The 13,134-nt window shown below is 40.6% G+C and carries 9 protein-coding genes; 5 read left to right on the forward strand and 4 right to left on the reverse strand.

All coding sequences use genetic code 11. The features are described 5' to 3' along the window. Window positions 1–154: 154 nt before the first annotated feature. The gene (gene adhE, locus AAEY99_RS14260) at window positions 155–2,752 is read right to left on the reverse strand and encodes a bifunctional acetaldehyde-CoA/alcohol dehydrogenase (RefSeq protein ID WP_101088386.1); all 2,598 of its coding nucleotides are present in this window, start codon (window positions 2,750–2,752) and stop codon (window positions 155–157) included. Window positions 2,753–3,497: 745 nt separating this feature from the next. Here adhE and AAEY99_RS14265 point away from each other — a divergent pair. From AAEY99_RS14265 to AAEY99_RS14285, 5 genes are all read left to right on the forward strand, one after another. Next, window positions 3,498–4,181, forward strand: coding sequence for an HAD family hydrolase (locus tag AAEY99_RS14265; RefSeq protein WP_182744330.1), 684 nt, complete (start codon window positions 3,498–3,500; stop codon window positions 4,179–4,181). A gap of 20 nt (window positions 4,182–4,201) precedes the next feature. Next, on the forward strand, window positions 4,202–5,164 hold the full coding sequence (locus tag AAEY99_RS14270; protein WP_101088384.1) for a sugar-binding transcriptional regulator: 963 nt from the start codon (window positions 4,202–4,204) through the stop codon (window positions 5,162–5,164). Window positions 5,165–5,364: 200 nt separating this feature from the next. Continuing rightward, the gene (locus AAEY99_RS14275; protein WP_351000556.1) at window positions 5,365–7,080 is read left to right on the forward strand and encodes a purine-cytosine permease family protein; all 1,716 of its coding nucleotides are present in this window, start codon (window positions 5,365–5,367) and stop codon (window positions 7,078–7,080) included. Window positions 7,081–7,230: 150 nt separating this feature from the next. Next, the gene (locus AAEY99_RS14280; protein ID WP_351010940.1) at window positions 7,231–8,751 is read left to right on the forward strand and encodes a mannitol dehydrogenase family protein; all 1,521 of its coding nucleotides are present in this window, start codon (window positions 7,231–7,233) and stop codon (window positions 8,749–8,751) included. A 5-nt stretch (window positions 8,752–8,756) separates the two neighbouring features. Then, entirely contained in the window at window positions 8,757–9,677 is a 921-nt protein-coding gene (locus tag AAEY99_RS14285; protein ID WP_351010942.1) for a carbohydrate kinase family protein, read from the forward strand. A gap of 145 nt (window positions 9,678–9,822) precedes the next feature. On the opposite strand, the gene AAEY99_RS14290 is transcribed toward AAEY99_RS14285, so the two are convergent. The 3 genes from AAEY99_RS14290 to AAEY99_RS14300 form a co-directional block, all read right to left on the reverse strand. Continuing rightward, window positions 9,823–11,199: an anti-phage deoxyguanosine triphosphatase gene (locus AAEY99_RS14290; RefSeq protein WP_182744333.1), complete on the reverse strand. Its 1,377-nt coding sequence runs from the start codon at window positions 11,197–11,199 to the stop codon at window positions 9,823–9,825. Window positions 11,200–11,208: 9 nt separating this feature from the next. Next, window positions 11,209–11,796: a 5'-deoxynucleotidase gene (yfbR, locus tag AAEY99_RS14295; protein ID WP_162023040.1), complete on the reverse strand. Its 588-nt coding sequence runs from the start codon at window positions 11,794–11,796 to the stop codon at window positions 11,209–11,211. A gap of 112 nt (window positions 11,797–11,908) precedes the next feature. Then, a complete protein-coding gene (locus tag AAEY99_RS14300; RefSeq protein ID WP_101088378.1) occupies window positions 11,909–13,123 on the reverse strand; it encodes a pyridoxal phosphate-dependent aminotransferase in 1,215 nt (404 codons plus the stop codon). Between the last annotated feature and the right edge of the window lie 11 nt (window positions 13,124–13,134).

Raw genomic sequence — 13,134 nt, forward strand, 5'->3', positions numbered from 1 at the left:
TCGAGATAATCAACAGATTGTAAACGACACTTTGCTCCGCTAGCCGTGTTGATTTGAAACAGACTCGTTTTCGGATGCATGTTTAAGACATAAAAAACGCCTTACAATATGGTAAGGCGTAATGTTAAAAGCTTACTGCTTATTATCGAATCGACTAGTCTTTATAAGCTCGGCCATAGAAGCTGTCTAATAACACTTGTTTTAGCTCTTTAATCAACGGGTAACGTGGATTGGCGCCAGTACACTGATCATCAAATGCATCTTCAGCCAGTTCATCCAGTTTGGCGATAAAATCTGCTTCATTAACGCCAGCATCTTGAATTGATGCAGGAATACCAATAGTTGTTTTTAGCTGTTCGATTTTCTCAATCAGTTTTTCAACTTTTTGAGCATCCGTTTTACCGCCTAGCTTTAAATAATCTGCAATGGCCGCATAACGACATAAGGCTTTAGGGCGGTCGTATTGACTAAATGCTGCTTGCTTGGTTGGCATATCTGTCGCGTTAAAGCGGATCACGTTAGAGATTAATAATGCATTAGCCAAACCATGAGCTAAGTGAAACTCAGCACCTAATTTGTGCGCCATTGAGTGACAAACGCCTAAGAATGCATTGGCAAAAGCAATACCGGCTATGGTGGCACCATTATGGACTTTTTCACGAGCAACGGGTGCTTTAGCACCAAATTCATAAGAGTCCGGTAGGTACTTAAACAATAGGTCTAATGCCTGCAGTGCTTGGCCATCACTGTATTCGTTTGCCATCACGCTCACATAAGCTTCTAACGCATGTGTGACAGCATCAATACCACCAAAAGCGGTCAGTGATTTTGGCATGTCCATGACTAAGTTAGGATCGACAATCGCCATATTTGGGGTTAATTGATAGTCCGCAATAGGGTATTTCTTTCCGGTTACTTCATCGGTTACCACGGCAAAAGGAGTCACTTCTGATCCAGTACCTGAGGTTGTCGGAATGGCAACCATTTGAGCTTTAACGCCCATCTTAGGAAATTTATAAATACGTTTACGAATGTCCATGAAACGCAGCGCTAGATCGGCAAAATCAACTTCAGGATGTTCGTACATAACCCAAATTATTTTAGCAGCATCCATTGGCGAACCACCGCCTAATGCAATAATCACATCAGGTTGGAAGCTTTGCGCAACTTTAGCGCCTTGGCGCACAATGGCTAAGGTTGGGTCAGCTTCTACTTCATAAAAAATTTCGGTTTCAAGCCCCTGTGCTTTCAGAATTTTTAAGGTTTCATTACAGTAACCGTTATTAAATAAAAACTTGTCAGTAATGATCAGCGCGCGTTTTTTATCACTTAACTCTTCAAGTGCTATTGGTAAGCTACCGCGACGGAAATAAATAGATGATGGAAGCTTATGCCACAACATGTTTTCAGCCCTCTTAGCGACCATTTTTTTATTGATTAAGTGACTTGGTCCGACGTTCTCAGAAATTGAATTACCGCCCCATGAACCACAACCTAGTGTTAATGATGGGGCTAACTTGAAGTTATATAAGTCACCAATACCACCTTGAGAAGCAGGAGTGTTAATCAAAATACGGGCTGTTTTCATTCTAAAACCAAAGGCTTTAACGCGCTCATCCTGGGTGTCTTGATTGGTATATAAACCAGATGTATGACCAATACCGCCCAAGGTAACTAAGGCTTCCGCTTTGTCCATTGCCTCATTAAAGTCTTTTGCTTTATACATCCCTAATAACGGAGATAATTTCTCGTGAGCAAAGGCTTCAGCATCATCAATATCAGTCACTTCACCAATAAGCACTTTGGTGGTACTAGGCACTTCAAAACCTGCCATTGCGGCTATCGCAACAGCACTCTGGCCTACGATATCGGCATTAAGGCCACCGTTTTTAAGGATGACACTTTGCATTGCCGCAGTTTCCGCTTTAGACAGAATATGACCACCGTGACTGATAAAACGCTCTTTAACTTGCTTATAAATGCTGTCGACTACAATCACCGCTTGCTCAGAAGCACATACCACACCATTGTCAAAGGTCTTTGACATTAATATAGAGCTTACCGCGCGTTTGATGTCTGCTGTTTCATCGATAACAATAGGTGTATTACCTGCGCCAACACCAATGGCTGGTTTACCTGATGAATACGCTGCTTTAACCATGCCTGGTCCACCGGTGGCTAAAATGAGGTTGACTTTTGCATGAGTCATTAACTGATTAGACAATGCCACGCTTGGTTGGTCAATCCAGCCAATAATATCTTTAGGTGCACCTGCTGCAACTGCGGCATCTAATACAATTTTAGCCGCTGTAGTCGTTGAGTTTTTAGCTCTTGGGTGTGGCGAGAAAATAATGCCATTACGGGTTTTTAAGCTAATAAGCGCTTTAAAAATAGCAGTAGAAGTAGGGTTAGTTGTGGGGACAATACCGCAAATAATTCCGACCGGCTCTGCAATAGTAATGGTACCGAAGGTTAAGTCCTCAGATAAAATACCGCAGGTTTTTTCATCTTTGTATTTGTTATAAATGTATTCAGATGCGAAGTGGTTTTTAATCACTTTATCTTCTAATACACCCATGCCGGTTTCGGTTACGGCCATTTTTGCTAGAGATATGCGTGCATCTGCTGCAGCTAAAGCAGCCGCTCTAAAGATAGTATCGACTTTTTCTTGGCTAAAGTTTGCAAACTCGGCTTGAGCTTTGGCAACGCGCTCAACTAATAAATCAAGCTCTTGTGTATTGGTAACTGTCATAGTGGTTTCCTTTAAAAATATTCAACAAATCAGTTTTGCAAAATATTCTTTGTAAATAAAATTACAACTTTAATGCGCTATTTGCTGTGATGATGACCACAAATGCATAACGGAATGTAATTTTATTACAGTAATAGCTTGTTTTATGAACGCTATATTTTGTTGAATATTTAACTTCCGTTTGTCTAGGCATGTAAACATCACCCAAATTGGCATTAATTCATAACTAAGACCTGTTTTTAGCACCAAAGTAATGCATATATTGCGTGTTCATTCTTTATCTTGTTGCTTACCTTTAGTACGATTTTCAACTAAAAAAGCGATAATTTACAATTGTTTTACAATAGGAATAGTCTGTTTTTTGAACTTTTACATTGATGAAATAACAAATTGAATCAACTATGTTGAAAATATTCTATTGAATTTAAATAATATTTTATAATTGGGTTGCATGTATAAGCAATCGCTAAAGCTTGTTTTGCTTATTTAATTAGAGAATTGTGATTGACATCAATATTTATAAAAGGGAATATGCTCACTGTTAGGGAATATGCTCACTGTTAGGGCATATGCTCACTCGTGGTGCGAATGTTTACTCTAGTTAGTGTAATGTGGTCACTTATCCACGTTATTTGAGTTTTGTAGAACGCTACAGAATGTGATGTTGGATTTATTATTGTGGTTTCAGGTTCAGCACGCTGTAAAATATGGTTAGTTATCTGACTTGATCTGGTAAGGCGAGCATATGAACATAAATACACAATTAATAATATTCGACTGCGATGGGGTTGTGATCGACAGTGAGGTGATTAGCGCGAATGTGTTAATCGAAAAACTTGCTCAATTAGGCGCCTGCATTGATATGGCTTTTGTACAACAGCATTTTCTAGGTTGTCAATTTGCTACCGTCGCCGACAAAGTAAAGCGTTTGCTGGCACTGACATTACCTGAACAATTTGAAGCAGAATATCGTCAGCAACTATTGTCTGAGTTTGAGCGTAATTTAACCGTAACAGACGGTATTAGATCGATATTGGCAGATTTGAAAGTACCGTATTGCATAGCAACCAGCAGCAGTTTACCGCGTACAACTAGCGCATTAGAAGTAGTAGGGTTAACGGATGTGTTTGGTTTGAATGTTTTTACGGCCAGCGAAGTCAAACGAGGTAAGCCGGCACCTGATTTGTTTTTGCATGCGGCTAAACGCATGGGGGTCGAGCCACAGCATTGTTTGGTGATTGAAGATAGCTTTTTTGGCGTTAGTGCAGCTGTCGCGGCCAAAATGAAAGTGATTCATTATATTGGCGGTGGTCATATAGTCGATAACGTTAGCGATGAGTTACACCCAGTGTCACAGGCTTACCCAGAGATTGCTGTACTAAGTCATTGGCAACATTTTAATCGTCTAATGCCAGCGTTAATGCGTTGATACTGAATATAAGGGACAACATGGATAACAAGTCGAATTCAGAACTCGCGCGATTAGAGCAAGCGGCAAGAGCTGCGTGGTTATATTACGTCGCGAAGAATACTCAAGATGAAATTGCCCAAAAATTAGAAGTATCAAGACAGTCAGCGCAACGTTTAGTCGCATTAGCGGTTAGTGAAGGGTTAATTAAAGTCCGTTTAGATCACCCCATTGGTAAATGTATGGAGTTGGGCCAACAGTTAACCCAAGCTTTTAATTTATTGGAATGCGAAATTGTCCCCAGCGATCCTGCTGATGACAGTTCCGTGCACGGTTTAGCGCAATGTGGTGCAGGCGTGTTAGAGCGGTACTTAAAGTCTGAACAACCTAAAACTTTAGCCTTTGGTACCGGACGAGCACTCAAAGCTTGTATCGATGAGTTACCTTCGATGCAATGTCCACAGCATAAAATAGTGTCGTTATTAGGCAACATGATGTTAGACGGTTCTGCATCAGCATTTGATATCGTAGTCAGCATGGCTAATCGAGTGCAGGCTAAGCATTACCCTATGCCATTACCCGTTATTGCGACTTCAGTAGCGGAAAAGCAGTTATTGCATGACTTAGCGCCGGTAAAAAGTATTTTTGAATTAGTTAAACAAGCAGATGCCACTTTTGTTGGTATTGGGCATATGGGCGCAGAGTCACCATTATTGCTCGATGGTTTCATTAATCAGTCACAGTTAACCGAGTTAATTAATGACAATGCCACTGGTGAAATCATCAGTTGGGTGTATAACCAGCAAGGGCAGTTACTCGAGCATTCAATGAATCAATTGGTGATGAGCTCACCGTTGAGAATTGATTCAAATAAACCTGTTTATGGCATTGCTGCTGGTCAACATAAGGTTGATGCAATATTTTCAGCATTGCAAGGTCGGTTAATTAATTCATTGATAACCAATGAATATACAGCTGAAAGAATATTAGCAAAGCTAAAGTAAATGATTAAATAAAATGATGTTTAACATTGAAATTAGATCAATAACGCGTGAATAATTTATAAAAATAATGTGAATATGAATGGGGTTATTATTTCAACTCAATAGAAATAATAAATAGTCAGTAAAGGAGATGTAGTATCACTTTATCATCGATTTTTGGTGAGGGTTTTACTTATTCCCTAAATAGGAATATAAAAATAATGACAATAAGTCAACATGAGGCTTCATTCAAACAAATGAATGAAGAGCAGCTGCCTGTAGCTAAAAATAAATTACATGGTTGGAAACACTTTGCAGGTTTATATGCTGGGGAGCATGTTGCCGCGACGGAGTTTGTTATTGGTGCCACTTTTGTTGCTCTAGGTGCCTCAACTATTGATATATTACTTGGACTATTAATTGGTAATCTATTGGCGATGTGTTCGTGGTGGTTATTAACGGCACCTATTGCTGTTGAAACTCGACTCAGTTTATATAATTATTTAAATAAGATTGCCGGCGACTCAATGACCAAGCTCTATAACTGGGCAAATGTCGTTATCTTCTCGGTGATATCCGCAGCGATGATCACAGTATCGTCGACAGCCGTTCGTTTCTTATTCGACATTCCGGCACAATTAAATTGGTACCCTAGCAGTCTATGGTTTGTGATGATTGTGTTAGCGGTAGGATCTATCGTCGTTGTCGTCGCCATGTATGGTTTCTCTACCGTGGCTGACTTTTCTAAAATTTGTGCGCCGTGGTTATTTGTTATTTTTATTGCGGGTTCATTTACCTTATTTCCAGTGTTATCAAATCATGTGATTGGCAGTACCACATTAACGGGCTGGCAAGACTTCATGACCATAGGTGACAGCTCAATTTGGACTGGATTAAATGACAAAGGTGAACCCGGTATTGGTTTACTTGAAGTGATAGGCTTTGCGTGGGCAGCTAACTCAATTACTCACTTCGGTTTGATAGACATGGCTATTTTCCGCTTCGCAAAGCGTAAAAGTTATGGTTTGATTTCAGGTGTTGGCATGTTCTTCGGCCACTACTTAGCATGGATCTCTGCTGGTATTATGGGGGCAGGTACTGCTGTACTATTAAAAACTACTATTACTCAACTCGATCCAGGTGATGTTGCTTACCATGCTTTAGGTTTTTCAGGCTTTGTGATTATCATTATCGCTGGTTGGACAACGGCTAACGCGAATTTATACCGTGCAGGTCTAGCCGCGCAGTCAATCTTTGTAAACCAATCTCGTGAACGTACTACCGCCATTGTAGGTTTAGTCACGGTAGTGATAGCGTGTTTCCCATTTGTGTTTTCGCAGATGTTACCGTTATTGACGTATGCAGGTCTATTAGTTGTACCAGTGGGGGGGATTGTATTTGCTGAGCACGTGTTGTTCCCTAAAATTGGCTTAACCCGCTATTGGGCTAAGTATCAAAACCTGTCTAAAAGTACACCGGCAATTGCATCTTGGGCATTAGCGTTAGTATTTGGGTTTGGTTTAAATAGTCTTGATATTATTTCATTCTATTACTTATTTATTCCAACATGGATATTCACCATTATTATTTATACTGTATTAGCTAAAAAATATGGTGCCGATTTAGATTATACAGACGCTATATTATTAGATGAGAAAGAACAGCAACAAATTGCCGAATACCAAGATGAAATGGCTAAAGATGATAAGCCTCATGTTGAAGACTGCAGTCAGTTCACCAAGGTATTAAATAGCTTTGCGGTTGTTTCTTTAGTGGTTATTAGCATTCTGGCTGCGAAAGTGATGTTTTATAGCCCAACAATGACAATCTATGCAGAGAATAAATCTTTATTTGAAACAGTTTGTTTTGTCTGTACGATAATTTATTTTAGTTGTTCATATGTTGCTCTTAAACGACATAAAAAAATAAACTCGTAACCGCACTATTAATAACTCAGGGCTAATGGCTGATCTTAATAGCTTAAGCCTAATGATGTTAATAAAACATTAGCCTTGAGTTAGCCGTGTTATTTCATTAGATAACACAACCATCCATATTGTTTAATTATTTTATGAGGCACAATCCACATGGATCATTCTCAAGATTCAAATGTTCAACTGAACACGTTAAACCTACAAAGTTTGTCAACATTACCTGCTAATGTTGATGTGCCGAAATACGATCGTAGCCAGTTAACCGCTGGGATTGTGCATATTGGTGTCGGTGGCTTTCATCGTGCTCATCAAGCAATGTATATCAATGAGTTATTGAAGCAACCTGGTTCTGAGTCTTGGGCGATTTGTGGTGTCGGTTTGTTAGAAGCTAACCGCAGTCTACGTGATGTGCTGGTGAAACAAGACTATCTGTACAGTTTAACGGTACGTCACCCGAATGGTCAGATTGATCATCAAGTGATGGGCTCGATGATTGACTTTTTATTTGCACCAGAAAACAAACAACAAGTCATTGATAAACTGATTCACTCAGACACTAAAATTGTGTCATTGACCATCACAGAAGGCGGTTATAACTTTAATCCTGCAACCGGTGAGTTTGATTTCAACAATCCAGACATAATCCATGATATGGCGAATCCTAATGACCCAATCACCGCGTTTGGTTATTTAACTGCAGCACTTAAACAGCGTAAAGCCAAGGGCATGAAGCCTTTTACCATTCAGTCTTGTGACAACATTCAGCATAACGGCGACATGACCCGTAAAATGCTACTGGCGTTTGTGAATAAAAATGACGCTGATTTAGGCCAATGGATTGAAACGAATGTAGCGTTTCCAAACGCAATGGTTGACCGTATTACCCCAGTGACAACCAAAGCAGACATCGAATATGTGGCTAACACATTACACATTAACGATGAATGGCCAATCACGTGCGAAGCCTTCACTCAATGGGTCATAGAAGACAACTTTAGTGATGGCCGTCCGGCGTTAGATACCGTTGGTGCACAATTTGTCAGTGACGTGACTCCGTTTGAAAAAATGAAGATCCGTTTGTTAAACGCAGGCCATTCAGTATTAGGTTTATTAGGTTCTATACATGGTTTTGCGACGATTGATGAATCGGTATCTGATCCTTTATTTGCAACATATCTGCGTAAATTTATGGACGATGAAGTCACGCCGTTAATTGAGCAACTTGAAGGCATTGATTTAACTCAATACAAAGATACCCTAATTGAACGTTTTTCCAATCCGAACATTAAAGACAGCTTGGCGCGAATTTGTCTCGAAAGCTCAGCCAAGTTACCAAAATTTATCATTGCGTCTATTAATGAAAATATCGAATTAGGCCGTGATACTTCACTGGCCACATTGGTCATTGCTACCTGGTGTTTATACAGTGACAAACGTGTTGATCAGCAAGGGCAAGCGTTAGACATTAACGACCAAATGTCAGCACAGTTACATGAGTTTGCTAGCAGAACAGCACAAGATCCGTTAGCTTTTTTACAGCTAACCGACTTATTTGGTGATCTAAATAATCAAGCAAGCTTTTGTAAAGATTATCGTCAAGCGATTACGGCCTTATATGCACCGGGCAGTGACATTAAATCGATTATGCAAGCAAGATTACAAGCGAAAGGTTAAGCCGTATGAATAGCATATTAATTAATCATAAAGCTAAGGCCGACATTAACATCAGTTGTTTTGGCGAAGTATTGTGGGATTGTTTCCCTGATGGCAAGCGGGTTGGCGGGGCACCTTTAAATGTGTGCGTCAGACTTAATGCCTTGGGCATTAAAGGTTCGATGATCAGTGCCGTTGGCGATGATTTATTAGGTCGCGAGTTACTGAGTTTTATTGACGACCGCGGCGTTAATCGCGACTGTATCGCCATAGATCCCGTTAAAAGCACCAGCACAGTTCAAGTCACTTTAGACAAAAATGGGTCAGCGTCTTATGACATTGTCGCCGATACTGCGTGGGATAATATCGCATTAACGGAAGATATTATTGAGCAAGTTAATCGTGCTGACGTATTGGTTTTTGGCAGTTTAATTGGTCGCAATGATGTGTCTCTCACTACCTTAACCGCCGTAGTTGAATTGGCTTCGTTTTCGGTATTTGACGTTAACTTACGTGCACCGCATTACCAGATTGATAGTGTGGTTAGTTTGATGAAAAAAGCAGATTTTATCAAATTAAATGATGATGAACTGTATGAAATTGCTAAAGCCATGGGCTCGCCATTTAATTCATTAGAACAAAACTTGGATTATATTGCTGAGCAAACCCAAACCAAATACTTGTGTGTCACCAAAGGCAGTCATGGTGCATTACTGAGTGTTGCAGGGCAGAAGTTTTATAATTCAGGTTATTTAGTCAAGGTAGTTGATACCGTCGGCGCCGGAGATTCATTTTTAGGCTCGTTACTGTATCAATTATGCAGTGATAGTAATCCGCAGTATGCGATTGATTTTGCTTGCGCTGTGGGTGCTATGGTTGCTCAGTCTCATGGCGCTACGCCAGTGCTCACGTTAAATGAAATACAAGCGTTTATGCACCCGGTATAAATTGATTGGTGTTTTTGTTAGTGAAGTGTGAAGTGTGAAGTGTGAAGTGTGAAATTTGGGTTATTTCCCCTTTATATAACCCGTTAGCGCTTGGTTGTTATAACCAAGCGCTTTTTTTATCGAAAATAAACAGAGGCAATAAATGTTATTGCTCGCGACTTAACTCCATAATGCCTGCGGTTTTTGAACCAAATAATTGCTGATGTAAGCGACCGGCAAATTCATCGGTCATCCCAGAAATATAATCAGCAATCACCCGCATTGGATTATTATTGTCATTACGCTCTGCTAACCATCGGTCTCGAGTATTAAGCGGTAACAGACGTTCAGGATCCGAGGCAAACGCTTCAAACAATTCCATCACAATCTGTTGGCCCTTATATTCCAGCATCTGGATTTCAGGTTTACGAATAACATACTTAAATACTAATTGTTTCAGTACGTGTAATGCTGCAGCAAAGTCTGGCTCTAATTCGGCATTATATTTTAGTAAGTCTTCGTCAAATTGTGGGTTGGTACTAATGCCAATCGCGGTGACGAAACCGTTGACTAAGGTACCGATAGCATCTTTGCGTAAATGATGTTCATGAGAGAATAGCTTGTCACCAATGTTAGCGATTTCCGATATCAGCCATTCATCTTTGATTTCAGTTAACTGCCCAACGACATCGCGTTGCCACTGATGTTGGTTGACAATTCCCATTACAATAGCATCCTCGAGATCGTGTACCGCATAGGCAATGTCATCTGCCAATTCCATAATCGAGCAATCAAATGACTTATAGCGCGTTTTTAAATGGGGATAATCTACATGTGTATGGCTTTGTTCACTGCTAATAAACAACTGCCTATCCGATTCTGATAATGCCGCTAATACCCAATCAATAATGGGTATATCATCATCAAATAATCCTTTTACCGGTGGCCATTCTGAGGGTTTTAGTTGGCGATGATTGGCTATGTCTGGCCTATTTTGATTGATATACAATTGCGAATACGTTGCTGGGTATTTCATTACCCCAAGTAAAGTACGCCGAGTAAGGTTCATCCCCCATGAAGGGGTATAGGGTTCTAAACGAGTTAAAATTCGAAAGGTTTGGCCGTTGCCTTCAAAACCACCGTGATGGCGCATCATGTAATTTAATGCGACTTCACCGCCGTGGCCAAAAGGTGGATGACCGATGTCGTGAGCCAAACAAATCGATTCAATGAGGCTCATTGAATTGAGTAAATACCTAAGGTCCGGATATTTTCGACGTAGTTGAGCAGTAATGCCAGTTCCAATTTGTGACACTTCTAATGAATGTGTTAGCCGAGTACGGTAAAAGTCATTCATGCCAACGCCAAGCACTTGCGTTTTGGCTTGAAGCCGACGAAATGCTGCTGAATGCAGAATACGTGCGCGGTCTCGTTGATATGGGCTGCGATGATCATTACGGCGCTGTTTATCTTCACCGAGTAAACGTTGCTGCCAACGACTGTTCTGTTCTGTATTACTGGACTCGATGGTGTTATCAGGCATAAAATTCCTTTACAACATTTGATTAATTTCGTCTAAATTCAATGTAAAACTTGGAATAAAACAATCACGGAAATAACCTACGGCAGGGTTAGGGTTGTCGTCTAACATTTGTTCTAAACGTTTACGGGCACTATTAAATTCACTGTTACCGGCTTTTTGTTCTTCTAAGCACTTTAAATATGCGCAGAGAGTATCAGCTGCTTTCACAATGGCTTTGTATTGTGGATCCGCTGCTTCACTGATAAACAGGCTGCGGTAATCGTCTTTAAATTCATCTGGTACCATTTCTAACATTCTCTGTTCAGCTATGGCTTCAATCTTTTTATATTCGGCTTCGATTTCTTTATTAAAGTATTTTACAGGTGTGGGTAAATCGCCAGTTAAAATTTCGCTAGCATCATGATAGATGGCAATGGTTGCCGCTTTATTGGCGTCTAAGTCGGTAGCGAATTTTTTATTGCTGATAATCACTAAAGCGTGAGCAACCATCGCCACTTGTAGTGAATGCTCTTGAACGTTTTCGCGGCGCACGTTATGCATTAACGGCCAACGTTGGATCAGTTTCATCCGAGATAAATGGGCAAATAAATGACTCATGAGACTCCTTACTGCGCTCAATAGTTTGTCTCAGCTTACAGGAGCTTATCAATAAAAAAAAGCGACTGTTCAGTCGCTTAGTGTTTTATTGAACAGATATCTCGTTAAGGTGCTATTGGCGATAGTCTTCCAAGAAATCACCAAACTCGGTGAGCGCTTTAGCCAAGTCTTCTTTATAGGGTAAAAAAACCACTCTAAGGTGATCTGGCTCAGGCCAGTTAAAGGCAGTTCCTTGTACTAACAGAATTTTTTTGGTTTTTAACAAATCAAGCACCAAACGTTCATCATCACGTAAATTAAACTTCTTCATGTCTAATTTCGGGAATGCGTACAAGGCACCTTTAGGTTTTTTACAGCTGACCCCAGGAATTTGATTAAGCAATTCGTACACCGCATCGCGTTGTATGGTTAAGCGGCCGTTAGGTAATATCAGCTCATTAATTGACTGATAACCGCCTAATGCGGTTTGAATAGCATGTTGATTGGGTACATTGGCACACAGACGCATAGACGCCAGCATTTCTAGGCCTTCAATGTAACTTTTGGCCGCTTTTAAATTACCCGATAACATCATCCAACCCACACGGAAACCTGCGGCGCGATAGGCTTTAGATAAGCCATTAAAGGTGATAGTCAGAATGTCATCAGATAAACCAGCGGCAGGGATGTGCTTGGCCTCGTCGTATAAAATTTTATCGTAAATTTCATCGGCGAATAATATCAAATCGTGTTGACGACATAGCTCAACAACCTCTAGCAGCAATTCTTTACTGTAAACCGCACCGGTAGGGTTGTTTGGGTTGATCATCACAATCGCACGTGTGCGGCTGCTGATTTTACTCTTTATGTCATCTAAATCAGGAAACCAATCGGCTTCTTCATCGCAGCGATAATGTACTGCTTTACCACCAGCGAGGTTTGCCGCTGCAGTCCATAATGGATAATCAGGTGATGGGATCAGTACTTCATCATCGGTGTTAAGCAGCCCTTGCATGGCCATTACGATCAATTCAGAGACACCATTGCCTATGTAGATATCTTCAATATCGACGCCAAAAATACCTTGAGCTTGGTAATGCTGCACAATGGCTTTACGCGCAGAGAATAAGCCTTTTGACTCGCAGTAACCTTGGGCACTGGGTAAGTTTAAAATAACGTCTCGAACGATTTCTTCTGGGGCTTCAAATCCAAAGGGGGCAGGGTTGCCGATATTAAGCTTTAAAATACGATGACCTTCGTCTTCTAACCGACGGGCCTCTTTATGTACTGGTCCGCGGATGTCATAACAAACGGAATCAAGCTTATTGGATTTGATAATGGGTCGCATACTACTACTCT

This window comes from Shewanella sp. S1-58-MNA-CIBAN-0166 (assembly GCF_040310085.1).
Classification (GTDB): domain Bacteria; phylum Pseudomonadota; class Gammaproteobacteria; order Enterobacterales; family Shewanellaceae; genus Shewanella.